Genomic DNA, 25,335 nt, shown 5'->3' on the forward strand with positions numbered 1-25,335 from the left:
ATTTCCATAGTGTTTCGGTGGTTATAGCGTTGGGGAAACACCCGGTCCCATTCCGAACCCGGTAGTTAAGCCCTTCTGCGCCGATGGTACTGCACTGGTGACGGTGTGGGAGAGTAGGTCGCCGCCGGACAAAATTTCCCTGTGGGGGTCCAGTACGCTGGACCCCCACAGGGCTTTTTGGCGTTCTTGGGGGAACTCGTGGAAGCCGAGGTGCACGCCGACATCGGTGCGTTCGACGAGCTCACCAGATCCAGGTACGCCCAGGACCCGGTCGCGCACACCACGGCCATCACGAACCTCAACCGGGTGCGCATCCTGCAGTCCGACGATCCGTTGATCCTCGTCACGTTCCACGACGGCGACGAAGTGGTCGGTTCGCTCTTCCGGCACGCGCCGTGGCCGGCGCAACTCAGCGATCTGCCTGCCGATGCCGTCGACACCGCAGTCGACGTGCTGCGGCGCATCGATCCCGAACTGCCACGGGTGTACGGCCCGAAAGAAATCTCCGAGACCTTCGCCGCTCGATGGTCACCGGAGCCGCAGGTCGTCATGTCGAATCGGCTCTACCGCCTGAGCGAGCTCGAGCCGCCCGACGTGCCCGGAACGTTCCGGTTGGCCGACGAGTCGGACGTGCCGCTGCTCACCCGGTGGCGCACGGACTTCATGACCGAGGCGTTGCCCCACGAGTGGGTCGGACCACCCCAGGAGGAGATGGTCCGCCGGTCGATCGCGATGGGCAGCGGCAACGCGATCTGGGAGAGGGACGGCACACCGGTCGCGTGGGCCGTCACCGGACGCCCGATCGACGGCATGACCCGCATCGGTCCCGTCTACACGCCGCTCGAACACCGCAGGCACGGCTGCGGTGCCGCGGTCACGGCAGCGGTCAGCCGGTGGGCGCAGCACGAGGGTGCTGACCACGTCGTGCTGTTCGCGGACCTGCTCAACCCGGTCTCCAACTCCATCTACCAACGCATCGGCTTCCGGGCCGTCTCGGACTGGACGGAGTACTCGTGGAAGCGGTAGCGCACGACGACGTCACCGAGTTCGCGGCGGTCGTCTCCGGCTTCCTGGAGGCGACCCCGGCGCCCCACAGCGTGCATCTGTCCACTATGGACATGGTGGTGCGGGGAACGATGCAGGCCACGTTGATCTCTTTGCACGACAACGGGAACGTCGTCGGTGTCGTCACCCGGCTGCGGCCGGTGCGGCCGCTGCAGATCGCGGCGATGCCGCCTGCCGCGGCTCCCGTCGTGGCCGAGCTGCTGCGGTCCGTCGACCCGGCGCTGACCAGTGTCGTGGGGCCGAGGGACCGCGTCGAGGCGTTCCGCGCGGCGTGGCAGGAGGGCGGGTTCGAGACCGTCCCGACGTTCTTCTACCGGCTGGGCTCACTCGTCGCACCGGATCTTCCCGGTGTCGCGCGCATCGTGGAGCCGGAGTCGCTGTTGTCGTGGTGGTACGAGTTCCTGCGCGACACCACCGAGCTGTCACCGGACGCGGCGGAGGCGTTCGTCCGCATGTCGCTGACCATGCCCGCGACCCACGTGGTGTGGGAGCTCGACGGCGAGCGCGTGGCGTGGGCGGCCACCACCACGCCGGTCGGCGGGGTGTCGCGGATCGGTCCCGTCTACACGCCTCCCGAGCACCGCGGCCACGGCTACGCGGCGGCCGCGACCGCGGCGATCGCGCGGTGGGCGCTGGCCGAAGGGGCACGGGAGGTCGTGCTGATGACCGACGCCGACGATCCCGTGCCCAACAAGCTGTACCGCCGGCTCGGTTTCGAGCTGATCGGCGACTGGTCCTACTGGTCGTTCACCCAGCCCGGTAGCTGAGCAGGTCGCCTGGCTGGCACTGCAACACCTCGCACAGCCGGACCAGCGTGCTGAACCGGATCGCCTTGGCGCGGCCGTTCTTCAGCACCGACAGGTTCACGACGGTGACGCCGACGCGGTCGGCCAGCTCGGTGAGCGTCATGCCTCGCTCGGCGAGCAGCTTGTCCAGGTGCACCTCGATGGTCACACGGTTCCTTCGATCTCGGCCGCCATCTCGGCGGACTCGCGCAGCGCGGTCGAGAACACCAGCAGCACGACGCCACCGATGAACGGCCAGCCGCCGATGTGCCAGCTGCCGAACCACGAGAACGTCTCCGCGTCGACCTGCCGCGCGGTGCGGATCAGCGACTCCATCAGCGTGAACAGCGGCCAGCCGAAGATCAGGAACAGGCCCAGCACACGGGTGCGCCGCGCCGCTTCCTCGTTGTGGAAACCGGTCCGCGTCACGTGGTTGAGCAGCTGGTTCGCCAGGAACAGCGCCACCAACGCGGCGGCGAGCTCCGGCAGGTTCAGCAGTGTCTCCGTGCGGCTCGGCCCGTGCAGCAGCTGGCTGAGGGTGCTCAACAGCACCACGACCATCAGCACCGGGATGACGCCCGTCAGGCTCCTCGCCTTCATATCTCCCCCATATCGATAAACGATGTTATCGAGAAACGATACCAACGAAAATCGATATGTCCACCGGGCGGTTGCGGACGTGCGACGAGAACACCAGCGACGTGGTGGTGTCGCCGTACCGCTGCGCCTCCTCGACCAGCTGCTCCAGCTCGACCATCGAGCGGCACACGACCCGCAGCAGCCAGCAGTCGTCGCCGGTCACGTGATCCGCGCCGAGGATCTGCGGCAGCACGAGGACGTTCGTGCGGAAGCGCGGCGTGTCGAGCGACCGGACGCGCACCCGGACGATCGACTCGATCGGCAGTCCGACGCGCTGCGGGTCGACCGTCGCGCTGTACCCGGTGATGACGCCGGCGGCCTCCAGGCGGCGCACGCGTTCGGTCGTCGCCGGTGCCGAGAGCGACACGCGCTTGGCCAGCTCGGTGAACGTCATCCGGCCGTCCTCCTGGAGGAGGGCCAGGATCTTCCAGTCCAGGTCATCCAGTTCCACCGTGAAATCGTAGGTCAGAGGTCGAAACTGCCTGGACTTCTGCCTGTGGCGACGCGCTTCGCTCCAGCACGATCGATCACATGACCAACGTTCTGCGATTCCCGCCCGCCGAGCCGCCCGCGGCGGCCGCGTTCTTCGCCGCCGAGCTCGCGCACGAGGCCGACCCCGACGACGTCATCAGGGACATGAAGGAGGGCACCGCCCACGGCTACGTGCTCGTGGAGACGCGGGCACCGGAAGCGTTTGCGGCCCTGCGGATCCCCGGTGCGATCAACCTGCCGCACCGCGAGATCGACGAGGGCACGAAGCTCGATCCCGACCTCGTCTACGTCTGCTACTGCGAGAGCTTCCAGTGCAACGCCGCCACCAAGGGCGCGCTCAAACTGGCGCTGCTCGGGTACCAGGTCAAGCGCCTGTCCGGCGGGATCACGGCCTGGCAGGCCGCGGGATATCCCGTTGAGGGGAGTGGTGTGCAGGTCGCTTGTAGCTGTTAAGACGTGTGGTCATAGGCTCCGTTCGTGACCCGCATCCTGGTGCTGCAGCCGTCGACCTCGGACCCGCTCGCGCGGCTGGGTGAGTGGTTCGCCGAAGACGGTGCCGAGCTGGACGTCGTGCGGTTGTGGGAGCAGGCCGTTCCTCCGCTCGACGGCTACCAGGGCGTCGTCTGCCTCGGCGGTGAGATGGGTGCGCTCGACGACCTCGAGTACCCGTGGCTCGCGGACGCGCGCAAGGCGTTGTCCGGCGCGGTGGCGAAGCGGATCCCGGTGCTCGCCATCTGCCTCGGCGCCCAGCTGCTCGCGGCCGCCACAGGGGGACAGGTGCGGCGCGGCCCGCAGGGCTGCGAGGTCGGCGTGCTGCTGGTCGCCAAGCGCGACGCCGCCGGGCGCGACCCGCTGTTCGCCGACCTGCCGTGGACACCGGACGTGCTGCAGTTCCACGACGACGAGGTGCACGTGCTGCCGCCGAGCGCCGAGCACCTCGCGGCGTCGCCGATGTACCCGCACCAGGCGTTCCGGGTCGGCGAGAGCGCGTACGGGCTCCAGTTCCACATCGAGACCACGCCGGAGATCGTCCTGAGGTGGGCCGCGACCAACCCGGAGAGCGCCGCGCGCGCCCGGCCCGGCCACCTCGACCACGACTTCCTGGTCGAGGCGCACCGCGACATCGAGGAGGTCTGGCGGCCATTCGTGGCTAGATTCACCTCAATGGCGCGGGGTGATCTCAGTCCGGCGGGAATACAGCTTCCCCTTGTGTGACCTTACTTTCGTACCTACATAGTTACCCTAAGTTCCCGGTATCTTCAGAAACGGCCTGTTTCGATCCAGCCGGAGGATCAGTGTGGATCCCGCACTCATAGTCGTGGTCGTCATCGCGACCGCCCTCATCTTCGACTTCACCAACGGGTTCCACGACACGGCCAACGCGATGGCCACCTCCATCGCGACGGGCGCGCTGCGACCGAAGACAGCGGTCGCATTGTCGGCGGTTCTCAACCTCGTAGGCGCGTTCCTGTCGGTGGAGGTCGCCAAGACGATCTCCGGCGGGATCGTCGTCGACTCCATGATCACACCCGCGATCATCTTCGGCGGGCTGGTCGGCGCGATCATGTGGAACCTCGTGACCTGGTACGTCGGGTTGCCGTCCAGTTCCTCGCACGCGCTGTTCGGTGGACTGATCGGCGCCGCGTGGGTCGCGGCGGGGACGGACTCCATCCACTTCAGCAAGGTCCTCGACAAGGTCGTCGTCCCCGCGATCGCGGCACCGCTCGTCGCGGGCCTCGTCGCGATGGTCGCGACGTTCGTCGTCTACCGGCTCAACCGGAAGACCGACCCGCGCGTCTCGCACGTCGGGTTCAAGGTCGGCCAGGTCGCGTCGGCGTCGATGGTCTCGCTCGCGCACGGCACGAACGACGCGCAGAAGACCATGGGCATCATCACCCTCACCCTGATCACCTCCGGCTCGCTCGCACCCGGCTCGGCCCCGCCGACCTGGGTGATCGTCAGCGCGGCCGTCGCCATCGCGCTCGGTACTTACCTGGGCGGCTGGCGGATCACGCACACCATGGGCCGCGGCCTCACCACGATCGAGCCCGCGCAGGGCTTCGCGGCGCAGACCAGCACCGCGGCCGCGATCATGGCGTCGTCGCACCTCGGCTTCGCGCTCTCCACCACGCACGTCGCGTCCGGCGGCATCATGGGCTCCGGCCTCGGCCGCAACCGCAACGGCGTGAACTGGGGCACCGCGGGCAAGATGGTGCTCGGCTGGGCGTTCACGCTGCCCGCCGCGGGCATCGTCGGTGCGCTCGCGGGCAAGTGGGCGTCCACTGGGACCGCGGGCGTCGTCGGCGTCGCCGCGATCGGCATCGTCGTGTCGGCGGTCATCTGGGTGCTGTCGCGGCGTGAGCCGGTCCGCCCCGAGCACATCGTCGACGAGGTCGCCGCTCAGGCCGAGCTGCACAAGGTGGCGGCATGAGCATCAACTGGATGGCGCTGCTCACCGTCTTCGCCGCCACGCTGATCACCTCGCTCGGCGTCGTGGTGCTGTTCGTGCTGGGCATCCGCGCGCTGTCGGCCGGGTCGAAGCCGGCCGCGGTCGCGAGCTTCGGCGCGTGCAGCGCGGTCGTTCTTTACGGCCTCTACCTGATCGTCGGAGGCTGACGCGGACTAAGTTCGTTCCTGATGAGCGAACCAGTCCGCGCCGCGTCACCAGCCCGATTCGGGCTCACCGAGCCGCGCAGCGAGGAGATGCTGCACGCGACCGGGTGGTGGGCCGACCGCAGGCCCGCCGACGGCAGCGAGCACCTGCTCGCCGCGCTGTCCCGCAGTCCCGACCCCGACCTCGCGCTGCGCGGCATCGACCGCCTGCGCGAGGCGGTCGGCGACGCGTGGCCGGAGCTGTCGGCCGCGTTGCACGAGGACGTGGTGCTGCGCGGCAGGCTCCTCGCCGTGCTGGGGTCGTCGACCGCGCTGTCCGACTTCCTGGTCAAGAACAACGACCACTGGCGCGAGCTGACCGCGTCGTTCGACTTCGGCTCGCTCGGGTCCGGTGACCTGCGCACCGCGTACCGGGCGCAGCTGTGCCTGATCGCCGCGCAGGACCTGGCGCACATCGTCGAGCCCGACCTGCCGTTCGTCGCCTACGACGACGTGGCTGCGCAGCTGTCGGACCTGGCTGTCGCCGCGTTGCGCGCCGCGCTCTCGACGGCCGAGCAGCGGATCGGGGAGAAGGCAGCCGAGTGCCGGCTCGCGATCATCGCGATGGGCAAGTGCGGCGCGCGCGAGCTGAACTACGTGAGCGACGTGGACGTCGTGTTCGTCGGCGAGGGCGACCTCGGCGTGGCGACGCGGCTGGCGTCGTCGGTGATGCAGATCGCCGGTCAGGCGTGCTTCGAGGTCGACGCCGCGCTGCGTCCCGAGGGCAAGGCGGGCGCGCTGGTCCGCACGCTCGACGGGCACGCGTCGTACTACAAGAAGTGGGCGCGGACCTGGGAGTTCCAGGCACTGCTCAAGGCGAGGCCCGTCGCAGGCGACGGGAAGCTCGGCCAGGCGTACATCGACGTCGTGCGGCCGATGGTGTGGCAGGCGGCGGAACGCGAGAACTTCGTGCCGGACGTGCAGGCGATGCGCAGGCGCGTCGAGGACCACGTGCCGTCCGGGCTGGCCGAGCGCGAGCTGAAGCTCGGCAAGGGCGGCCTGCGCGACGTCGAGTTCGCGGTGCAGCTGCTCCAGCTGGTGCACGGCCGCGGCGACGAGTCGTTGCGCTTCCAGGCCACGACGGCGGCGCTGACCGCGCTGGGCCGCGGCGGGTACGTCGGCCGCACCGACGCGGCGGACTTCGGCCGCTCGTACCGGTTCCTGCGCACGCTGGAGCACCGGCTCCAGCTCCAGCGCCTGCTGCGCACCCACCTGTTCCCCGCCGACGACGACGTGTCCGCGCTGCGCTGGCTCGCACGTGCGACGGGTCTGGCCGCCGAGGGGCGCAGGTCGGAGGGCCAGGTGCTGCTCGCGGAGTTCCGCAGGCACGCCAACCAGGTGCGCAGGCTGCACGAGAAGCTCTTCTACCGGCCGCTGCTGCAGTCCGTCGCCGGCGTGCCGACCGAGGCGCTGCGCCTGACGACCGCGGAGGCCGTCGCCCGGCTCGCCGCGTTGGGCTACACGTCGCCGGACGGCGCGTTGCGGCACATTCAGGCGTTGACGCAGGGCGTGTCGCGGCGGGCGCGGATCCAGATGGCGCTGCTGCCGGTGTTGTTGGACCTGTTCGCGGTGACCCCGGACCCGGACGGCGGGCTGCTGTCGTACCGGAAGGTGTCCGAGGCGCTGGCGGAAACGCCCTGGTACCTGAGGCTGCTGCGGGACGAGGGCTCGCTCGTCGAACGGCTCGCGACGCTGCTCGGCACGTCGAAGCTCGTGCCGGACCTGCTCGTGCGGGCGCCCGAGGTGCTGCGGCTGCTCGCCGACCCCGACGCGCTGGCGGGCCGCGACCCGCTCGCCGTCGGCAACCCGCTGCGCAGCGCGGTCTCCCGGTACGCGGATCTGGAGCGCGCGGCGTCCGCGGCGCGCTCGCTGCGGCGGCACGAGCTGCTGCGCGTGGCGTCGGCCGACCTGCTCGGCCTGATGCCCGTGGAGACGGTGTGCGCGTCGTTGTCCGAGGTGTGGGCCGCGGTGCTGCAGGCGGCGCTGGACGCGGCCGTGCGGTCCTCCGGCCCGCCGCTGGCGACGATCGCGGTGATCGGCATGGGCAGGCTCGGCGGGCGCGAACAGGGCTACGGCTCGGACGCGGACGTGATGTTCGTGTGCTCACCGCTGGAAGGCGTCTCGGACTCCGACGCGGTGCGGTACGCGTCGCCGATCGTCGAGAACATCCGGCGCGTGCTCGGCTCGCCGTCGCAGGACCCGCCGTTGCAGGTCGACGCCGACCTGCGCCCGGAGGGACGGCAGGGGCCGCTGGTGCGGACGCTGGAGTCCTACCGGGCGTACTACCGGCAGTGGGGCGAGATCTGGGAGCGGCAGGCCCTGCTGCGCGCACGACCCATCGCGGGCGATGCCGCACTGGGGGAGCGGTTCGTCGAGCTGATCGACCCGCTGCGTTACCCGGCGGACGGCCTGGACGCCGCGTCCGTGCGCGAGATCCGTCGCATCAAGGCCCGCGTCGACGCCGAGCGCCTGCCGCGCGGCGCGGACCCCAGCACGCACACCAAGCTCGGCCGCGGCGGGCTCGCCGACGTCGAGTGGACCGTGCAGCTGCTCCAGCTCCAGCACGCGGGCGCGGTGCCCGAGCTGCGCACACCGTCCACAATGGCCGGAATGGACGCGGCCGTGTCCGCGGGGCTCCTGTCCGCGGACGACGCCCTCGCGTTGCTCTCGGCGTGGACCCTGGCGACTCGCGCGCGCAACGCGGTGATGCTGGTGCGCGGGAAGTCGTCCGACCAGCTGCCGACCTCGGGGCGGGAGCTGCTGGCCGTGGCGTCGGCCATGGGCCATCCGATCGAACGCGACCCCGGCGAGTTCCTCGACGAGTACCGCCGGACGGCCCGCCGTGCACGTGCGGTGGTCGAGCGGGTCTTCTACGGTGAGGAATAGGGATCCCCTCGCGGAAGTTGGTCTTGGTTGTGAAAGCGATCGCGTTGACCGAATACGGTGACCCCGAAGTCTTGTCGCTGCAGGACCTGCCCGACCCGATCGTCGGCCCCGACCACCTGCTGGTCGAGGTGCGCGCGGCGGGCGTCAACCCGGTGGACTACAAGATCCGCCAGGGCTACCTGCAGGGCGCGTTCCCGCACCACACGCCGCTGATCCCCGGCTGGGACGTCGCGGGCGTGGTGCTCTCCACGGGCACCGCCGTGCACGACTTCAAACCCGGCGACGAGGTGCTCGGCTACGTCCGCAAGGACCACGTGCAGAACGGCGCCTACGCGGAGCTGGTCTCCGTGCCGGACCGCATGGTCGCGCGCAAGCCGTCCACTGTGGACTGGGAGGTCGCCGGCGCACTGCCGCTGGCCGGTCTCACCGCGCTCCAGGCGCTGAAGGCGGCCGGTGTGTCGTCGGGTGACACGGTGCTCGTGCACGCCGCCGCCGGTGGCGTCGGTCACCTGGCCGTGCAGATCGCGTTCCAGCTCGGCGCGGCCCGCGTCATCGGCACGGCGTCCCCGCGCAACCACGACTTCCTGCGCGCACTCGGCGCGGAGCCCGTCCCGTACGGCGACGCGTTGATCGACGCGGTGTCGGAGGCCGTCGGCGGCGACGGCAAGGTGGACGCAGCGCTGGACTTCGTCGGCGGGCCCGCGTTCGACGACTCACTGCAGCTCGTCAGGGACCGCGCGCGGATCGTGTCCATTGTGGATGGAGGGCGGACGGTGGAGCACGGCGCGAAGCACGTGTTCGTCCGGGCTTCCTCCGAACAGCTGCAGTGGCTGGTCGACCTGGTGGCAGCTGGTTCGTTGAAGGTCGAGGTGCAGCGGTCGTTCCCGCTGGAACAGGCCGCGGATGCGCAGCGCCTGCTCGAAGGTGGTCACGTGCGCGGCAAGGTCGTGCTCACGGTCTGAGGTCGTGGGGCCCGGTGCTGCCGGGCCCCAGCAGGTCGGTCAGTCCTCGTCTTCGTCGGGGTCGACAGCGGGAGCGCTGGTGAAAATTTCAATGACCCACTCTTCTTCGAGCGTGTCGCTGTCCTCCGAGTCGGGTACGAGGCGGTTGTAGAGCTTGACGCCGAGTCCGAGCACGTCAGCCGCCTGAACAGCCTCGATGGCTTCTGCGGCGGAGTCGACGATGTTCGTGGTCAGCAGCTGGGGGGCCGTGTAGTCGGCAACTTCTTCAGACACGCGCGGACCCTAACGCATTGACTCTTCACCCGATCGAGTTGACACTAACTGCGCTCGCCGGGGGAGCTTTGTTTGTCGTGCGGGGGTCTAGCAGGGGAAGAGATGCATCAGCACCGGGTTACGCACCGTGGGCGAACCGCGATCACGATCGCGGCGGTGATCGTCGGGGTGCTGGCCTTACTGGGCGTGATCACCTTGGTACTCAGCGGCAACTCCAACTCCACCGCCCAGCCACCCGCGACGACCACGACCACCACGTCCCGCGGCTCGGCCGAAGGCGCACTGGGCCTGGACAAGACCACCGAGCCGTCCGCGGAGACCAAGGTCGGGACCGGCGCGTTCCGCCAGCAGCGCGGCATGCTGACCATAGAGGTCACCCGCATCGAGCAGACCGGTGGCCGCATCTCGCTGACGGTGTCCGCCACCAACGCCTCCACCGCGCGGATGACACTCCCCGTGACCGGAATCGCCGTGCTGGACAACTCGAACCGCACCTACGTGGCCGCGTCGAGCCAGTGGGACGGCCTGCTGGTGCAGGGCGGCAAGACGTCCGGAACCGTGACGCTGGACGAGAAGATCCCCGCTGACGTGACCACGCTCACACTGTCGTTCACGCAGATCTCGGGCCAGTTCGCGCCCACCGGGGCGGCGATCTCGGTGACCGGCATCCCGGTGCCCCGCTGACTTGGTTCGATCGAGGCGTGACCACCTCAGCGCCCGCGTCGAACGTGCGGGAACGCCTGGAAACCGAGCGCAACGCGTGGATGTGCACGCTGCGGCCCGACGGCTCGCCGCACGTGACTCCCGTCTGGTTCGTACACCTGCACGACACGTGGTGGATCTGCAGCGAGCGGCCGAACGCCAAGCTGCGCAACGTGTCCGCCGACCCGCGCGTCTCGCTGCACCTCGAGGACGGCGACCACCCCGTGGTGGCGGAAGGCCGGGCGATCGTGCACCGCACCGGATATCCGGTTGATGTGGTGTCCGCGTTTCGCGTCAAATACGGCTGGGACATCGACACACCGGAGAGCGTGCTGTACGAGGTGCCGGTGACGAAGTGGCTGCTTTCCGGGGAGGCGCAGTGAAGTACTTGTTCTTCTGGGGCCACCAGCCCGAACGCGACGGCAGCGCGGGCAAGGGCTGCCTGAGCCAGTGGTGGGAGGCGCCGTTCGTCGTCGACGGCCTCACCTTCGCGACCGCCGAGCACTACATGATGTGGGGCAAGGCTCAGCTGTTCGGCGACACGGCGACCGCCTCGCGCGTGCTCGAGCGACGAGTCCGGTGCAGGCCAAGGCGTTCGGCCGCGAGGTGCGCGGGTTCGACGAGAAGGCATGGACGGAGCACCGGCTGGAGATCGTCGTGGCCGGCAACACGGCGAAGTTCTCGCAGCACGAGGAGCTGGGCCGATTCCTGGTGGAGACCGGTGATCGCGTGCTGGTCGAGGCGAGCCCGCTGGACCGCGTGTGGGGAATCGGTCTCACGGCTGATGATCCGCGCGCCTCGGATCCCGCGCAGTGGCTCGGGCTCAACCTGCTCGGCGTGGCGCTGACCGAGGTTCGCTCGAAGCTCAGTCCCACCAGTTGAAGATCAGCTGACCGATGGTCTCCGGCTGCCAGTTGGCGATCTGCTTCAGCTCCACCTCGTGCAGCTCGGACAGGTCGGCGGCGGACACCGGTGTGTCGAGAACTTCCTTGCTGAGCAACTGAAACGGTGCGTCGAAGGTCCACTTGGGATCATCCACGAAGGTCTGCTCGCTCATCAGCGCGACGAGCGGCAGCAGCTCGTGGCACACGACGGCGATCGACGCACCGGTGTCGACGCGGTGGAAGTTGGGCGTCACCCCAGGTTCGGTGTAGTACGTGACTGTCGCACCCGCTCGCCGGGCCGCGTCGTGGCAGAGCGCGCGGAACACGCGTGCGTCGACTGTGCCGGGACACTCCTGGCTCGCGTGCCAGAAGCCGGTCGCACCGCGTGGCAGCTTCACGCGAGCAGGATCCCGCAATCTCGGTTGTTCCAACAGCGCAGCCGTTGCGATGATCCGCGCATGCCTGACCTCATCGCACACGACGGAACAAGGCTCGCCTACCGCGTGGCCGGGCAGGGCCGCCCGGTGGTCTGCCTGCAGGGCGGCCCGATGATGGACGCGACGTACCTGGGTGATCTGGGCGGTCTGTCCGAGCACGTGCAACTGATCCTGCCCGACTACCGCGGCACCGGCGCGTCCCAGACCCCGGCCGACATCACGTCCTGTCGCTGCGACCGCCTCGTCGACGACGTCGAGGCGCTGCGCGCACACCTGGGTCTCGACCAGCTGGACCTGCTGGCGCACTGCGCGGGCGCGAACGTCGCCGTGCAGTACGCGGCCCGCCACCCCGAACGCGTCCACAAGCTCGCGATGATCACGCCGAGCACCATGGCCATCGGCGTCACCGCCACCGGCGAGGACCGCCGCGAGATCGTCCGCCGCCGCGAAGGCGAGCCGTGGTTCGAGCACGCGTCCAACGCCTTCGAGAAGATCCAGGCCGGCGAGGCCGCCGACTGGGAGGCCATCGCGCCCTTCACCTACGGCCGTTGGGACGCCGCCGCCCAAGCGCACTACGCGGACATGGAGACGCATCGAAACTGGGAGGCCGCCGCCGCGTTCGTCGCTGAGGGAGCCTTCACCCCGGAGGCCACCCGCCCGGCGCTCGCCGAGTTCGACGCACCGGTCCTGTTGCTCGCCGGTGAGCTCGACACCGGAGCCCCGCCCCCGGTGGTGGCCGGCTACACCGCACTGTTCCCGAACCACACGTACGTCACGCAGGAAGGCGGGGGTCACTTCCCGTGGGTGGACAACCCCACGTGGTTCGCCCAGACCGTCGCGACGTTCCTGGCGTGATCGGGCTCGATCGTCCACTGTGGAGTTGAGTCAGCGGGCTCGTCTGGCGAACAGGCCCGCGATCAGCACTTCCAGCGTCTCCCGCAGGGTCGCGGTGAAATCGAGGCGCAGGGCGGCCAGCGCCGGATCGGCCTCGTAGGCGGCCAGCATCGCGGCCGCGGGCCGTGAGTGGGTCCAGACGGCGCCGGTCACCATGATGGTGGCCCCAGCGAGCCGCAGTGCGTCGTCCTCGCCGAGCTCGGGCACGTGCTCGAGGATCAGCCGGATCAGGGCGCCGACGCCTCCGATGGCGGCGCGCTTGTACTTCGCGGCGATCTCCGGGGAGACGTTGTGCTCGAGCACCGCGGCCTGCGTGCTGATCAGGTCGCACAGCATCGGGCGCGCCCGGAGCGAGGCCGCGAGCGTTGCGGCGAGCTGGTCACCGCGCTCCGGCAGGGCCGCGCTCGCGTCGATCCCGCTGGCCAGCTCGTCGCGCAGCTCCTCGAGCCACTGCCGTGTCACGACGTCCAGCAGTTCGAGCAGCACGGCCTCGCGGGACTCGAAGTAGCGCAGCACGTTCGACTTCGCGAGGCCGACGCGCCTGCTCAGCTCGTTCAGGCTGACCTGCGCCACCGGCATCTCGGTCAGCATCGCGGCGGCGGTGTCCAGGATCATCCGCCTGCGCTCCGCCCGCTGCTCCTCGCTGTGCGCCCGCTTGAACGACGTCATGGTCGCAGTCTACAGACCGCCGGTCTCTTGTCAGGAGACCGGCGGTCTGTTAGCGTCGAACTCGTAACAGACCGGCAGTCTTTAAGAGTCTGATGAGGGGTCACCATGTACGAAGTTCCTGACCAGAGCGGGAAGTTCGCTGTCGTCACCGGCGCGAACAGCGGCACCGGCAAGGAGACCGCCCGGCGGCTCGCCGGCGCCGGAGCGCGGGTCGTGCTGGGCGTCCGCACCGTCGCGAAGGGCGAGCAGGCACGCGACGAGATCCTCGCCCAGCACCCGCACGCCCAGCTCGAGGTGCGCCGGATCGACCTGGCCGACCTGGCGTCCGTGCAGGAGTTCGCCGACGGGCTCGTCGCCGACGGCAAGCCGCTCGACCTGCTGGTCAACAACGCCGGCGTGATGGCGCCGCCCACCAGGATGACCACGGCCGACGGGTTCGAGCTGCAGATGGGCAGCAACTACCTCGGCCCGTTCGCGCTGACCGTCCGCCTCCTGCCGCTGCTGCTCGCCGCCGAGGCGCCGCGGGTGGCCACGATGAGCAGCGGCACGGCCAACTTCGGCCGGATCCACTTCGACGACCTGCAGTGGGAACACCGCCGCTACAGCCCGATGTTCTCGTACGCCCAGTCCAAGCTCGCCAACCTCATGTTCACCGTGCACCTCGCCGCCGTGGCAGCCGAGCGCGGCTGGCACCTGCTGAGCACCGGCGCGCACCCCGGCTACACCCGCACGAACCTGCAGACAGCGGGCGCGAGCCTCGGCCGCGACAAGCCGGCGCGGTCCTGGCTCAACCGAATCGACTTCCTGCCGTCACAGGAGGTCGAGCAGGGTGCCGAACCGCTGCTCTATGCGGCCACCGGCCCCGATGCCGTCGCCGGTGGCTACTACGGCCCTGGCGGGCGGTTCGGCCTGGTCGGCCCCACGACGACCGCGCGCCCACCGCGCAGGGCACTCGACGCCGCCGCCAACGCCCGCCTGTGGGCCGAGTCCGAACAGCTGACCTCCGCCGCCCTTCCGACGTCCGTCGCCTGATCACGATGGCGACGAAGAACGGCCGCGCGCTCGTACTGGGCGGCGGCGGTGTGGTCGGTGTCGCCTGGGAACTCGGTGTCCTGGCGGCACTGGACGAACACGGCATCGACGTGACCGCCGCGGACCACGTGTACGGAACGTCGGCGGGCGCGGCCGTCGGCGCCCTGCTAGGCAGCGGACTGCCGGTGCGCGAACTGCTCACCCGCCAGACCACGTCGCAGGCGAACGGCGACACTCCCAGCGCGACCGCGGTGGCCAAGATGATGACCACCTGGCTGCGACTCAGCTCCGAGGTGGCCGATCCGCGGGAACGCATCCGGCAGATCGGCGCACTCGCACTGACCGCCGAGACGAAGCCGGAAGCCCAGCACCGCGCCGAGATCGCCGCACACCTGCCCTCGCAGAGCTGGCCGCGCACACCACTCACGATCACCGCGGTGGACGCGCGCACCGGCGAGTTGCGCCTCTTCGACCGCCAGTCCGGCGCCACCCTGGCCGAAGCGGTCGCCGCGAGCGTCGCGGTCCCCATGGTCTGGCCGCCGATCACCTTCGACGGCAACAGCTACATCGACGGCGGCATGCGTTCCGCCACCAACGCCGACCTGGCAGCGGGTCATGCACGCGTGCTGATCCTGGCCCCGATGCCGGACCCGGAGCTGGCTGACCAGATCGCGCTGCTCAGCCGGACGGCACAGGTCGAGACGATCGTTCCCAACGCGGCGTCCGTCGCCGCGTTCGGCACCAACCCCCTCGATCCCGCCGTCCGCGCCCGAGCCGCGCAGGCAGGCCACGACCAGGGACGAGCGGCGGCCGCGACCATCCGCGACACCTGGCTCGGCGGTTCTGCCCGATCCTGAAGGCCGTCCGGTCTTCTTGGGGCACAACGACTAGTCGACGGGGCCGCGCAGCGTCAGCACCACCCGCAGCACGTGCTCGACCGCGGCGGGGAACACCGCGCCGCGCAGCTCTCCGCGGGCGGCGAGGGTGTGGGAAGCGAACTCCAGCATGCGGTCCGCGCCCACCCGTCGGACGACGAGGGCGGCGATCTCCTCGAGGTCGAGGCCTGGGTTGTCCAGACGGGTCATGGCGAACTCGACGATGAGCTCCTCATCGGTCATGTTCCCTCCCTCCCCACGCCGTCGAGCGTAGTTCAGGCGGGGCCGGCGTGAGCTGGTGAACAGGCCGAAGGCCCGGCGGAACGAGTCCACCGGGCCTTCAGCGAGAACTGCGGATCACACGTCGTAGTACAGCGCGAACTCGTAGGGGTTCGGGCGCAGGCGCAGCGGGTCGATCTCCTGCTCGCGCTTGAACGAGATCCAGGTGTCGATCACGTCCGGTGTGAAGACGCCACCCTCGAGCAGGAACTCGTGGTCGGCCTCCAGGTTGTCCAGCACGGCGTCGAGGGTCGCGGGGACCTGCTTGACGTCGCGGGCCTCCTCGGGCGGCAGCTCGTAGAGGTCCTTGTCGATCGGGGCCGGCGGCTCGATCTTGTTCTTCACGCCGTCGAGGCCGGCCATGACCATCGCGGAGAACGCGAGGTACGGGTTGCCGGACGAGTCGGGGCAGCGGAACTCGATGCGCTTGGCCTTCGGGTTGTTGCCCGTGATCGGGATGCGGACGCACGCCGAGCGGTTGCGCTGCGAGTAGACCAGCGAGACCGGGGCCTCGTAGCCCGGCACGAGGCGGTGGTACGAGTTGACGGTCGGGTTGGTGAACGCCAGCAGCGACGGCGCGTGGTGCAGGATGCCGCCGATGTAGTGGCGCGCGGTGTCGGACAGGCCCGCGTAGCCGGACTCGTCGTGGAACAGCGGCGCGCCGTCCTTCCACAGCGACTGGTGGGTGTGCATGCCCGAGCCGTTGTCGCCGAAGAGGGGCTTCGGCATGAAGGTGACGGTCTTGCCCGCCTGCCACGCCGTGTTCTTGATGATGTACTTGAACAGCATCAGGTCGTCGGCCGCGTGCAGCAGCGTGTTGAACCTGTAGTTGATCTCGGCCTGGCCCGCGGTGCCGACCTCGTGGTGGGCGCGCTCGACGTGGAAGCCGTTGGCCTCCATGTTGAGGACCATCTTGTCGCGGAGGTCCGCGTAGTGGTCGGTCGGCGTGACGGGGAAGTAGCCGCCCTTGTACTTGACCTTGTAGCCGCGGTTGCCGCCCTCTTCGTCACGGCCGGTGTTCCACCAGCCGGAGATCGAGTCGATCTCGTGGAAGGACGCGTTCGCGGTGGTGTCGAAGCGGATCGAGTCGAAGATGTAGAACTCGGCCTCGGCACCGAAGTACGCGGTGTCGGCGATGCCCGACTCGGTGATGTACTGCTCGGCCTTGCGCGCGATGTTGCGCGGGTCGCGGCTGTACGCCTCACGCGTGAACGGGTCGTGCACGAAGAAGTTGACGATCAGCGTCTTCTCGATGCGGAACGGGTCGAGCCGCGCGGTGTAGAGGTCGGGCAGCAGCAGCATGTCCGACTCGTGGATCGACTGGAAGCCACGCACCGAGGAGCCGTCGAAGGCGAGGCCATCGTTGATCGCGTCAGCGTCGAAGGCCGCGGCGGGCAGCGTGAAGTGCTGCATCACGCCGGGCAGGTCGCTGAACCGCACGTCGACGAACTTGACGCCCTCGTCGGAGATGAACTTCAGCACCTCGTCGGAATTTTTGAACACCTTCGTCGACTCCTTGACTATGGAATACGGCTGGTCATCGCGAGCGACCGTATGTCGGCGGTGTTGCCCGTCCGTCACTCGGATGTTTCGCCAGTGTTAACGGGGGTGGTCCAGGGGGCAAGGCGACCTGCCGATCCTCACCCGTTGAGCACAGGCTTACTCTGGTGGGGTGAGCAAGTGGACCGGTTCGTGGCTGTCCGGACCCCGTTCCGTGCTGGAGCCGGGCGCGGAGTCGGACGGGACGCAGCGCTGGCGTGGTGAGCGGCACGGGTTCCCGCAGGACGGGCCGGGTTCGATCGCTTCGGTCGGCAGGCGCACTGCCGCGATCTTCGTCGACTTCATCCTGGCGGCGGGCGTCGCCGCGGTGTTCACGCGGCCCGAGCTGCCGAAGAACTGGAGCTTGCTCGCCTGGTTCGTCATCACGATCATCGCCGTCGCGGTCTTCGGGTTCACGCCCGGTCACGCGGTGTTCGGCCTGCGGGTCGCGCGCATCGACGGCGCCAAGATGGTGGGCCTGCCGCGCGCGGTCCTGCGCACGGCGCTCATCTTCCCGATCATCCCGGCCGTCGTCTGGGACGCGGACGGGCGCGGCCTGCACGACAAGGCGACCGGCACCGTCGTCGTCCGCATGCGCTGACCAGCACCCGCTCACGTCGTCAGCGCCTCGACGCCGACCGTCCACAGCGCGACCTGCGCCCGCGACTTGAGGTTCAGCTTCTCCCTGATCCGCATCAGGTGCGCCTCGACCGTGCGTTCCGCGATGCCCATCAGCTGCGCGATCTGCCGGTTCGTGTGCCCGCTGCCGACCAGGTCCGCGACCTGCTGCTCGCGTTCGTTCAACGGCGACTCACCGCGTGAGCTCGCCGCGCACGGCCACGCGCCGTCGCGCGCGTACCCGATCAGCTCGTCGCGGGTGAGCTTCCTGCCTTCCGCGACGGCCACCATCGCGTCGCGCAGCGGCAGCTGCATGCGCGCCGACCGCTCGGTGTCCTTGACCAGCCTGCCCCAGGTCGGATCCATCTCGCACCGCGCGGACGTGCGCAGGTCCTGCGCCGCGGCGAACAGCCGCAGGCCGCGTTCCGGTTCGCCCCAGCAGGTCGCGGTGATGGCCAGGCCCTCGACCAGGTAAGGCAGCTCGTAGATGTTCTCCGGCGCGACGTGCAGCGCCTCGGTGAACCGGTCGTGCGCCTCCGGCAGGTCGTCGCGCCACAGCGCGAGCGTGCCCGCGGTGTGCAGGATCGCGGACAGCTTCGGCGGCTCGGCGTACCTGCGGTGCACGGCGAGCGCGTCGCGCACCAGCTCCGCGGCGCCGTCAGGGTCGCCGCCCTGCATCATCGCCCACGCCACGTTGTGCTGGCCGCTCGCGATGTCGAGCGGGTCGTCGAGCAGCGTGAGCACCTCGACGTAGATGTCCCGCGCGGTGTCGAACGCGCCGCCTGCCAGCTGCAGGCTGGCCACGATGTTCAGCGCGCGGACCAGGTCGAGCCTGCTCTCGCACTCCCGCGCGACGGCCACCGCGCGCTCGCCGAGCTGCCTCGCCTCATCGACGTCACCGTCGGCGCAGGCCAGCCACGCGCGCTGGGCGAGCGCCATGCTCTGCTCCGCGCGCGAGCCCTCCGGTGCCTCGGCGAGCGAACGGCGTGCCTCCGCCATGTCGCCGCGCGCCCACAGGCAGAGGCCGTGCAGCACGGCCAATGTGAGGTGCTGCCGCGCGCCGACCCGGAAGTGGTCGGTGAACCTGGCCAGCCGTTCCAGGTAGCCGGCCGGGACGTAGGCGCTCTCGGTGAACTCGCGCGCGAAGCCGAGCAGCCACGTGACGAACCGGTCCTCGACGATCACGCGTTCCTCGTCGGTGAGCAGCAGCGAGGCGAACCGCTGGAACGACTCGAGCTGGTGGAAGCCGTTGTCCGTGCCGATCACCAGCGACTTCGCGACGAGCCGGGCGAGCACGCCGACCGTGCCCGGCCCGCAGACGGCCTCCGCGGCCTGCAGGTCGAAGCTCTCCGGCAACACGGACAGCGCGCGGAACACCCGCTGCTCGTCCGCGCTGAGCGAGGCGTAGCTCCACTCGACGCACGCGCGCAGGCTGCGGTGGCGGTGGGGTGAGGTGCGGTCGCCGAGCGTCAGCAGGTCGAACCGGTCGTCCAGGTGGGTGACGAAGTCGTCGGCCGGGATCGCTCCGACGAGGCGCGCGGCGAGCTCGATCGCCAGCGGTAGCCGGTCCAGCCGGGCGCAGATCTCGTCAGTGAGGTGCATCGGCACCTTGGCCGACGCGCGGTCCAGGAACAGCTGGCGCGCCTGCTTGCGGGGGAGTCCGCCCACCGCGAACACGACCTCGCTCGGCAACCGCAGCGCCTCGCGGCTGGTGACCACGACCCGGACCTCGGAGCAGGTGGACAGCACCGCGTCGGCGAGCTCGGCGCACCACTCGACGCCTGTCTCGCACGAGTCCAGCACGATCATCGCCGCACCACGGGTGCGCGCGGCCAGCTCGACGGCCAGCCTGGTCTTGCCCGCACCGCCGGGACCGACCAGCGTCACGAGCCTGCTGCGTCGGACGAGCCTGCCGAGCTGGACCAATTCGTCCTCACGGCCGACGAAAGCTGGACGTGCGATCTTGCACATGGGGTGGAATCTAACGACGCCACCCGCAGCCAGGAACTAGTGAAATCCCCAGTTGTCAGCGGCGGCGCAGTGTGCGCTGCACGTTGCGCATCTTCGCGCCCTGCGGCATCGGGCCCTTCGGCAGCGCGGCGCCGCGGCTCGCCAGTGCGGCGAGTCGGGTCTCGAGGCTGTCGACCTGGGCGGCCGAGATGTTGCGGGGCAGCTTCATGAGGTGGTTCTGCAGCTTGCGCAGCGGGATCTGGCCCTCTTCGGCGCCGACGATCACGTCGTAGATCGGCGTGTTGCCGACGACGCGCGCGACGCGCTTCTTCTCCTGCGCGAGCAGGCCCTTAACCCGGTGCGGCGCGCCTTCGGCGACGAGCACGACGCCGGGACGGCCGATGACGCGGTGCACGGCGTCGAGGTGCGTGGTGCCCGCGACCGCGGGGGTGACCCGCCAGCGGCCGCGCAGGTTCTCCAGCGCCCACGCCGCCGCACCCGCCTGGCCGTCGGCCTTGGCGAACACGTTGCGCTGCACCCGGCGGCCGAAGATGACGACCGCGAGCAGCAGGCCGATCGCGATGCCGAGCGGGACGAACACCCACACCATGTTCAGCAGCAGGCCGGCGACGACGGCGATCGCGGTCATGCCGAGCAGCGCGAGCAGCATCAGCGGAACGAGCGCCTTGTCCTCGCGGCGCTGCATCTTGAACGCCTCGAAGATCTGCTTGCGCCGTTCCTTGGATGCCGCGCGCCGGGCCTTCGCCGCTTCCTTGCGGGTCGCCTTGTCCTGCTTTCCAGCCATGCCCATCAGGATACGGCTGTGTCTTCGCCAGGCCGAACTCAGCGTCTGCGAGACTGCCGGAATGGACGCGCTGCTGGAGGGACTCGACCCGGAACAGCGCGCGGCGGTCGAAGCACCCCGCGGCCCGGTCTGCGTGCTCGCCGGTGCGGGCACAGGTAAAACGCGGACCATCACGCACCGGATCGCGTACCTCGCGCAGCGCGGGCACGTGGCCCCCGGCCAGGTGCTCGCCGTGACGTTCACCAAGCGCGCCGCCGGTGAGATGCGCACCCGGCTGCGCGCGCTCGAAGTGCACGGTGCGCAGGCCGTCACCTTCCACGCCGCCGCGTCCCGCCAGCTCCGCTACTTCTGGCCGCGGGTGATCGGCGGGTCGCGCTGGGAGCTGCTCGACCACAAGATCAGGATCGTCGGCCGCGCCGCCCAGCGGCTCGGGCTGCCGACCGAGGCGGAGGCGCTGCGCGACCTGGCGTCCGAGATCGAGTGGGCGAAGGCGTCGCTCATCACGCCCGAGGACTACCCGGCCGCTGCTGCGAAGGCGCAGCGCGACATCCCCGCCCCCGCCGAGCAGATCGTGCGCGTCTACCAGGGGTACGAGGCGCTCAAGGCCGAGGCGCAGCTGCTCGACTTCGACGACCTGCTGCTGCACACCGCCGCGGCGCTCGAGGACAACGCGGAGGTGGCGGAGGAGTTCCGCGACCGGTACCGCTGCTTCGTCGTCGACGAGTACCAGGACGTCACGCCGCTGCAGCAGCGCGTGCTCGACGCGTGGCTCGGCAACCGCGACGACCTCACCGTCGTGGGTGACGCCAACCAGACCATCTACTCCTTCGCGGGCGCGTCGCCCCGCCCGCTGCTCGACTTCCCGCGCCGCTTCCCGGAGGCGGTCGTCGTCCGGCTCGAGCGCGACTACCGGTCGACGCCGCAGGTCGTGTCGCTGGCCAACGAGGTGATCAAGTGGGCGCGCGGGCGGCCGGCCGGGTCGCGGCTGCGGCTCATCGGCCAGCGCCCGGACGGCCCCACGCCGCTGTTCACCGAGTTCGACGACGAGCCCGCCGAGGCCGACGCCGTCGCGCGGCGCATCCGCAAGCTGCTCGACGACGGCGTCGCGGCGAGTGAGATCGCGATCCTCTACCGCGTCAACGCGCAGTCCGAGGCGTACGAGCAGGCGCTCGCCGAGCAGGGCATCCCGTACCTGGTGCGCGGCGGCGAGCGGTTCTTCGAACGGGCCGAGATCCGCCAGGCGATGATCTCGCTGCGCAGCGCCGGCGAGGTGCCCGGCTCGCTGCCCGAGGTGGTCCGCTCGGTGCTCGCCCGCGTCGGACTGACCGACGATCCCCCCGCAGGCGGATCGGCGCGCGAGCGCTGGGAGTCGCTGCTCGCACTCGTCGAGCTGGCCGAGGAACTGGTGAGCGCGGTACCGGACGCGGACCTGCCCCGGTTCTGCGCCGAGCTGGACGTGCGCGCCGAGGCGCAGCACCCGCCGACCGTGGAGGGCGTGACGCTCGCGTCGCTGCACGCGGCCAAGGGGCTTGAGTGGGACGCCGTGTTCCTCGTCGGCCTGGTCGACGGGACGTTGCCGATCCAGTACGCCGACGGCGACGACGCGGCGATCGAGGAAGAACGCCGACTGTTGTACGTGGGCGTGACGCGCGCACGCGTGCACGTGTGGTTGTCGTGGGCGCTGGCCCGCGCGGCCGGTGGCCGCAAGTACCGCAGGCGTTCCCGGTTCCTCTACGGCCTCGTGCCCGAGGACCACCCGGCCGCACGCGTGGCCAGGCGTGAGCCGCTGCAGCAGAAGAAGGCGAAGCCGACGTGCCGGGTGTGCGCGGCCACGCTGCTCGAGGCGCAGGCCGTGAAGCTCGGACGGTGCACGTCATGCCCGTCCGATGTGGACGAGGAGCTCCTCGTGCGCCTGCGCGAGTGGCGCGCGGGCCGTGCGCGCGAGCTGAAAGTGCCCGCGTACGTGGTCTTCACCGACGCGACGCTGGTGGCCATCGCCGAGCAGCGCCCGCTCGACACCGCGGGACTTGTCGCGATCTCGGGCATCGGAGCCTCGAAGCTTGATAGGTTCGGCGACGACGTCCTGGGGCTGGTCCGCGCTGGTAGCGGGTACTGAACCACTCTTCCGGACAAGTTTCGTTAAATAGGTTGCACACCCCGTGCAGGGGGTCATAACCTGCAATGGCCGGGCTCGGAGAGCCCGTCTGGGGAAGAAGAACTACTAGTCGATCGAGACCTCTCGAGGAGGTGGCCCACCGTGAAGAACATCAACACTTCGCGCGCGCTCGGCTACCTCATGTCCGGGGGTCTTTGCGTGCCCGCAGGTGCTTCGGCTCAGTGGCACAAGTCTGCCCTGATCCAGGAGCGCGCCGGCCAGCTCATCCAGCGGCCGGTTCTGGTGCCCACTGCTGATGTTCCGAACAACAACACGACTGCGCTGTCCGCGCATCGCGTGAGAAGGACCTGACGACGATAAGTCAGTCAGGACCACCTGACTCACGAAGGCCGCGGACTCGCACAGAGTCCGCGGCCTTCGTGTTTTTTGCACTACCCCACACATAGGAGAGAACACCTCATGTTGACCGCAACTGTCCCGCTCACCGGCGAGACACTTCCGGACGTCGCGGAGGGGCTTGACCTGCCCTGCCGCACCCACAACCCCGACCTCTGGTTCGCGGACACCCCCGCTGACCTGGAGAAGGCGAAGTCCTTCTGCGGGACCTGCCCGCTCCTCGCGGAGTGCCTCGCCGGCGCCATCGCTCGTCACGAGCCGTGGGGCGTCTGGGGTGGCGAGATCTTCGAGCGCGGTGCAGTCATCGCGCGCAAGCGTCCGCGTGGCCGCCCGCGCAAGGACGCGGCAGCCGTCGGCACCGGTCAGGAGGCGGCCGCGTGAACGACCTGCTGATCACTCACGACATTTCGCAACGCGACTACGACCACAAGGGACTGCACACCATGTCAATCAACGAAGAGCTGGTCCGGATACGAATACATGAAGCACAGAGGTACGCCGAAGAGCAACGCCTGGCCCACCGACTGTCCGCCGTCCAGCGATGGCGCCGACTGTCGAGCTGGGCCGCCCGGCGAGCCGCGCGCTTCGACCGAGGCCTCTGAGTTTCCTTCCAGGGCGGGCCGTCATCCACGTTCGTGGGTGGCGGTCCGCCGCTTTGCGTTGCGCAGGGTGCATTGCTGGTGTTGCTGGTGGCGCGGGATGGTGCTGAATGGTGTGCGGGGCTATGCCGCGGGTCTGTTGCTTGCGCTGAGTGGTGGAGCTTTGCGGTGGTCCGCTGCTCGTCTTGGCGGGGCGGGGTGCGCGCTTCGGCGCAGATGGTGGTGAGCGCGGGTTCTTGAGTGGTGAGAGGTGCGTTGCTTTGCCGCAGTCTGTTGCTTGCGCCGAGTGGTGGGGGCGCGTGGCTTCGCTGCTGGTCCGCTCGTGTTGGGCGGGTGGAGTACGGGTTCGGTCCAGGTGGGCAGCGAGCGAGGGTTCCGCTGAGTGGTGAGGGGTGCTGCTTCGCCGCGGGTTGTCGCCTGCGCCGAGTGGAGCGAGTGCGCGGCCTTCGCCGCTGTTGCCTGCGCTGGGCGGATGGCACGCGGCTCGTCACCAGCGTGAGCCGTGCTGCCAGCCAATTCGCGTGCATTCGCGAGTGCTGCGCTGCCCAGGCAGCGCGGCCGCGCGGGTGCAACTCGCCACCGCTGCGATCAGCGTGTTGCGCGCGAGCTGCACACATCGCGGTGGCGCGAGCCACCGTTATTCGCGGCATCGCGGCATCGCGGCATCGCGGGGTCGCGGGGTCGCGGGGTCGTGGGATGCCGCCTCCGCGGTGGCGCGCGAGCGTCTCGCCGTGGGCGTTGCCGCTCACCTTCTTTCCCTTGAGCCTCCTCAGTGGTGCGAAGTGCTGGTTGCGGCGTGCCGGAACGGCATCCACGGGGTTGGTGGATGGCGGGCTGCGCCGTTCCTACGTACCGTCTTCATGTGGCGCAACACACTCATGACGGGATCGACTGGGCAGCACGCGTCGCCGCGGCGCGGCGGACTGCGGCGCTGGAGGCCGAGGCGTTGCGGGTGGTCGCGCGCAGACTTGTGCGTCCGCTGCCGGACAACCCGACCGTGTACGACGTCGGGTGCGGCGTCGGGCCGATGAGCGTTCCGCTCGCTGAAGCGCTCGCGGCGCGTGGCGGTGGGACGCTCGTGCTCGTCGACGGGACGCCCGAGGCGCTGGACGCGGCGACGTCGGCGGCGCGGGCCGTCGGCTCGGTCACGGTCAAGCCGGTGCTGGCCGACCTCGCGGGCGAGGACCCCGCCGGCTTCGCCGGATCGGCGGACCTGATTTGGGGTTCGCGGGTCGTGCATCACCTCCCTGATCAGCTCAAGGCGTTGAAACGCCTGGTCGGGGCGTTGGCGTCGGGTGGATGGCTGGCGGTCGCCGAAGGTGGGCTCGAAGCGCGCTTCCTGCCGTGGGACCTCGGCGTCGGTGAGCCCGGACTGCAGGATCGGCTGGCCGCCGCGCGTGCGGACTGGTTCTGCACGATGCGGGAGAACCTGCCGGGTGCGGTTCAGCTGCCCGTCGGGTGGAACGTCGCGCTCGGCGACGCCGGGCTCGGTGAGGTCAGTGCGTTCAGCTTCGTGATCGACCACCCCGCGCCGGCCAAGCAGGTCGTGCGGGACTGGGCAGTCGAGCGGTTGTCGTGGCTCGCCGAGGTCACCGGGGCGCGGCTGCACGCGTCCGACCGCGCCGCGTTGCGGCGGTTGCTCAACCCGCAGGACTCCGAGTTCCTCGGTGGGCGTGACGACGTCTTCATGCTGATGACCGACACGGTCCACTTGGGACGCAAGCCGTGACGTCGTGCTATCGCTGCGGCCGCTCGAAGTCCTCGGTCACCGACGCGCTGGAGCAGC

General features: G+C 69.9%; 29 protein-coding genes, 1 rRNA gene and 1 pseudogene. 21 read left to right on the forward strand and 10 right to left on the reverse strand.

Annotated features, from left to right (window positions below):
- Positions 1 to 13 precede the first annotated feature (13 nt).
- The 3 genes from rrf to FKR81_RS29960 all read left to right on the forward strand — a co-directional run bounded on the left by rrf (position 14) and on the right by FKR81_RS29960 (position 1,832).
- Positions 14 to 130 (forward strand): 5S ribosomal RNA (rrf, locus tag FKR81_RS29950).
- A 56-nt stretch (positions 131 to 186) separates the two neighbouring features.
- Positions 187 to 1,026, forward strand: a complete 840-nt coding sequence (locus FKR81_RS29955; protein WP_146356926.1) for a GNAT family N-acetyltransferase — start codon at positions 187 to 189, stop codon at positions 1,024 to 1,026.
- Complete coding sequence (locus FKR81_RS29960) at positions 1,014 to 1,832, forward strand: GNAT family N-acetyltransferase (protein ID WP_146356928.1); 819 nt, start codon at positions 1,014 to 1,016, stop codon at positions 1,830 to 1,832. Before FKR81_RS29955 ends, FKR81_RS29960 begins: the two co-directional genes overlap by 13 nt.
- Here FKR81_RS29960 and FKR81_RS29965 read toward each other — a convergent pair.
- Genes FKR81_RS29965 through FKR81_RS29975 form a run of 3 tightly spaced genes read right to left on the reverse strand, consistent with a single transcriptional unit; the run spans position 1,813 to position 2,940 of the window.
- A complete protein-coding gene (locus tag FKR81_RS29965; protein ID WP_146356930.1) occupies positions 1,813 to 2,019 on the reverse strand; it encodes a helix-turn-helix domain-containing protein in 207 nt (68 codons plus the stop codon). The two genes, FKR81_RS29960 and FKR81_RS29965, sit on opposite strands and share 20 nt — an antisense overlap.
- A complete protein-coding gene (locus FKR81_RS29970; protein ID WP_146356932.1) occupies positions 2,016 to 2,450 on the reverse strand; it encodes a DUF2975 domain-containing protein in 435 nt (144 codons plus the stop codon). The genes FKR81_RS29965 and FKR81_RS29970 overlap by 4 nt, the downstream gene beginning before the upstream one ends.
- Positions 2,451 to 2,475: 25 nt before the next feature.
- Positions 2,476 to 2,940 (reverse strand): Lrp/AsnC family transcriptional regulator, encoded by a 465-nt coding sequence (locus FKR81_RS29975; protein WP_146356934.1) that lies wholly within the window; start codon positions 2,938 to 2,940, stop codon positions 2,476 to 2,478.
- An 80-nt stretch (positions 2,941 to 3,020) separates the two neighbouring features.
- Between FKR81_RS29975 and FKR81_RS29980 the strand changes: the two genes are divergently transcribed.
- From FKR81_RS29980 to FKR81_RS30005, 6 genes are all read left to right on the forward strand, one after another.
- Complete coding sequence (locus tag FKR81_RS29980) at positions 3,021 to 3,434, forward strand: rhodanese-like domain-containing protein (protein WP_146356936.1); 414 nt, start codon at positions 3,021 to 3,023, stop codon at positions 3,432 to 3,434.
- 24 nt (positions 3,435 to 3,458) lie between these two features.
- Positions 3,459 to 4,196, forward strand: coding sequence for a type 1 glutamine amidotransferase (locus tag FKR81_RS29985; protein WP_146356938.1), 738 nt, complete (start codon positions 3,459 to 3,461; stop codon positions 4,194 to 4,196).
- Between the two features lie 82 nt (positions 4,197 to 4,278).
- A complete protein-coding gene (locus FKR81_RS29990) occupies positions 4,279 to 5,412 on the forward strand; it encodes an inorganic phosphate transporter (RefSeq protein ID WP_146356940.1) in 1,134 nt (377 codons plus the stop codon).
- Positions 5,409 to 5,597, forward strand: a complete 189-nt coding sequence (locus FKR81_RS29995; RefSeq protein WP_146356942.1) for a hypothetical protein — start codon at positions 5,409 to 5,411, stop codon at positions 5,595 to 5,597. The genes FKR81_RS29990 and FKR81_RS29995 overlap by 4 nt, the downstream gene beginning before the upstream one ends.
- 21 nt (positions 5,598 to 5,618) lie before the next feature.
- Complete coding sequence (locus tag FKR81_RS30000) at positions 5,619 to 8,519, forward strand: bifunctional [glutamine synthetase] adenylyltransferase/[glutamine synthetase]-adenylyl-L-tyrosine phosphorylase (RefSeq protein ID WP_146356944.1); 2,901 nt, start codon at positions 5,619 to 5,621, stop codon at positions 8,517 to 8,519.
- A gap of 71 nt (positions 8,520 to 8,590) precedes the next feature.
- Complete coding sequence (locus FKR81_RS30005; RefSeq protein WP_328593167.1) at positions 8,591 to 9,481, forward strand: NADP-dependent oxidoreductase; 891 nt, start codon at positions 8,591 to 8,593, stop codon at positions 9,479 to 9,481.
- A 39-nt stretch (positions 9,482 to 9,520) separates the two neighbouring features.
- Here the strand turns inward: FKR81_RS30005 and FKR81_RS30010 are convergent, their stop codons facing one another.
- Positions 9,521 to 9,754 carry a hypothetical protein gene (locus FKR81_RS30010; RefSeq protein WP_146356946.1) on the reverse strand — a complete coding sequence of 78 codons (234 nt, stop codon included), beginning with the start codon at positions 9,752 to 9,754 and terminating at the stop codon, positions 9,521 to 9,523.
- A 156-nt stretch (positions 9,755 to 9,910) separates the two neighbouring features.
- Between FKR81_RS30010 and FKR81_RS45725 the strand changes: the two genes are divergently transcribed.
- The 3 genes and pseudogenes from FKR81_RS45725 to FKR81_RS30025 all read left to right on the forward strand — a co-directional run bounded on the left by FKR81_RS45725 (position 9,911) and on the right by FKR81_RS30025 (position 11,338).
- Complete coding sequence (locus FKR81_RS45725; protein ID WP_146356948.1) at positions 9,911 to 10,438, forward strand: hypothetical protein; 528 nt, start codon at positions 9,911 to 9,913, stop codon at positions 10,436 to 10,438.
- 17 nt (positions 10,439 to 10,455) lie between these two features.
- The gene (locus FKR81_RS30020) at positions 10,456 to 10,839 is read left to right on the forward strand and encodes a pyridoxamine 5'-phosphate oxidase family protein (protein ID WP_235921848.1); all 384 of its coding nucleotides are present in this window, start codon (positions 10,456 to 10,458) and stop codon (positions 10,837 to 10,839) included.
- Positions 10,836 to 11,338, forward strand: a pseudogene (locus FKR81_RS30025) (NADAR family protein). The gene FKR81_RS30020 and the pseudogene FKR81_RS30025 overlap by 4 nt, the downstream one beginning before the upstream one ends.
- Here the strand turns inward: FKR81_RS30025 and FKR81_RS30030 are convergent.
- Entirely contained in the window at positions 11,322 to 11,738 is a 417-nt protein-coding gene (locus FKR81_RS30030; RefSeq protein WP_146356950.1) for a hypothetical protein, read from the reverse strand. The pseudogene FKR81_RS30025 and the gene FKR81_RS30030 overlap by 17 nt on opposite strands.
- A 60-nt stretch (positions 11,739 to 11,798) precedes the next feature.
- Between FKR81_RS30030 and FKR81_RS30035 the strand changes: the two genes are divergently transcribed.
- Positions 11,799 to 12,632, forward strand: coding sequence for an alpha/beta fold hydrolase (locus FKR81_RS30035; protein ID WP_146356952.1), 834 nt, complete (start codon positions 11,799 to 11,801; stop codon positions 12,630 to 12,632).
- A 30-nt stretch (positions 12,633 to 12,662) separates the two neighbouring features.
- Here the strand turns inward: FKR81_RS30035 and FKR81_RS30040 are convergent, their stop codons facing one another.
- Positions 12,663 to 13,340 carry a TetR/AcrR family transcriptional regulator gene (locus FKR81_RS30040; protein ID WP_146356954.1) on the reverse strand — a complete coding sequence of 226 codons (678 nt, stop codon included), beginning with the start codon at positions 13,338 to 13,340 and terminating at the stop codon, positions 12,663 to 12,665.
- 105 nt (positions 13,341 to 13,445) lie between these two features.
- Here FKR81_RS30040 and FKR81_RS30045 point away from each other — a divergent pair, with 105 nt between their 5' ends.
- Positions 13,446 to 14,372 (forward strand): SDR family oxidoreductase, encoded by a 927-nt coding sequence (locus tag FKR81_RS30045; RefSeq protein WP_146356956.1) that lies wholly within the window; start codon positions 13,446 to 13,448, stop codon positions 14,370 to 14,372.
- A 5-nt stretch (positions 14,373 to 14,377) separates the two neighbouring features.
- On the forward strand, positions 14,378 to 15,229 hold the full coding sequence (locus FKR81_RS30050; protein ID WP_146356958.1) for a patatin-like phospholipase family protein: 852 nt from the start codon (positions 14,378 to 14,380) through the stop codon (positions 15,227 to 15,229).
- A 30-nt stretch (positions 15,230 to 15,259) separates the two neighbouring features.
- On the opposite strand, the gene FKR81_RS30055 is transcribed toward FKR81_RS30050, so the two are convergent.
- A complete protein-coding gene (locus FKR81_RS30055; protein ID WP_146356960.1) occupies positions 15,260 to 15,490 on the reverse strand; it encodes a hypothetical protein in 231 nt (76 codons plus the stop codon).
- A gap of 114 nt (positions 15,491 to 15,604) precedes the next feature.
- The gene (glnA, locus tag FKR81_RS30060) at positions 15,605 to 17,029 is read right to left on the reverse strand and encodes a type I glutamate--ammonia ligase (RefSeq protein WP_146356962.1); all 1,425 of its coding nucleotides are present in this window, start codon (positions 17,027 to 17,029) and stop codon (positions 15,605 to 15,607) included.
- A 169-nt stretch (positions 17,030 to 17,198) separates the two neighbouring features.
- Here glnA and FKR81_RS30065 point away from each other — a divergent pair, with 169 nt between their 5' ends.
- The gene (locus FKR81_RS30065; protein WP_146356964.1) at positions 17,199 to 17,666 is read left to right on the forward strand and encodes an RDD family protein; all 468 of its coding nucleotides are present in this window, start codon (positions 17,199 to 17,201) and stop codon (positions 17,664 to 17,666) included.
- A gap of 11 nt (positions 17,667 to 17,677) precedes the next feature.
- On the opposite strand, the gene FKR81_RS30070 is transcribed toward FKR81_RS30065, so the two are convergent.
- Together FKR81_RS30070 and FKR81_RS30075 are read right to left on the reverse strand one after the other, a co-directional pair.
- Positions 17,678 to 19,654: a helix-turn-helix transcriptional regulator gene (locus tag FKR81_RS30070; RefSeq protein WP_146356966.1), complete on the reverse strand. Its 1,977-nt coding sequence runs from the start codon at positions 19,652 to 19,654 to the stop codon at positions 17,678 to 17,680.
- Between the two features lie 55 nt (positions 19,655 to 19,709).
- Entirely contained in the window at positions 19,710 to 20,438 is a 729-nt protein-coding gene (locus tag FKR81_RS30075; protein WP_146356968.1) for a DUF4191 domain-containing protein, read from the reverse strand.
- 61 nt (positions 20,439 to 20,499) lie between these two features.
- Here FKR81_RS30075 and FKR81_RS30080 point away from each other — a divergent pair, with 61 nt between their 5' ends.
- The 5 genes from FKR81_RS30080 to FKR81_RS30100 all read left to right on the forward strand — a co-directional run bounded on the left by FKR81_RS30080 (position 20,500) and on the right by FKR81_RS30100 (position 25,278).
- A complete protein-coding gene (locus FKR81_RS30080) occupies positions 20,500 to 22,554 on the forward strand; it encodes an ATP-dependent DNA helicase UvrD2 (protein WP_146356970.1) in 2,055 nt (684 codons plus the stop codon).
- Positions 22,555 to 22,695: 141 nt separating this feature from the next.
- On the forward strand, positions 22,696 to 22,905 hold the full coding sequence (locus FKR81_RS30085; protein ID WP_146356972.1) for a hypothetical protein: 210 nt from the start codon (positions 22,696 to 22,698) through the stop codon (positions 22,903 to 22,905).
- A gap of 108 nt (positions 22,906 to 23,013) precedes the next feature.
- Positions 23,014 to 23,331 carry a WhiB family transcriptional regulator gene (locus tag FKR81_RS30090; RefSeq protein ID WP_146356974.1) on the forward strand — a complete coding sequence of 106 codons (318 nt, stop codon included), beginning with the start codon at positions 23,014 to 23,016 and terminating at the stop codon, positions 23,329 to 23,331.
- Entirely contained in the window at positions 23,328 to 23,552 is a 225-nt protein-coding gene (locus FKR81_RS30095; protein WP_146356976.1) for a hypothetical protein, read from the forward strand. The genes FKR81_RS30090 and FKR81_RS30095 overlap by 4 nt, the downstream gene beginning before the upstream one ends.
- An 859-nt stretch (positions 23,553 to 24,411) precedes the next feature.
- Positions 24,412 to 25,278, forward strand: a complete 867-nt coding sequence (locus FKR81_RS30100) for a class I SAM-dependent methyltransferase (RefSeq protein WP_235921849.1) — start codon at positions 24,412 to 24,414, stop codon at positions 25,276 to 25,278.
- Positions 25,279 to 25,335: the final 57 nt, after the last annotated feature.

This window comes from Lentzea tibetensis (genome assembly GCF_007845675.1).
Taxonomy (GTDB): domain Bacteria; phylum Actinomycetota; class Actinomycetes; order Mycobacteriales; family Pseudonocardiaceae; genus Lentzea; species Lentzea tibetensis.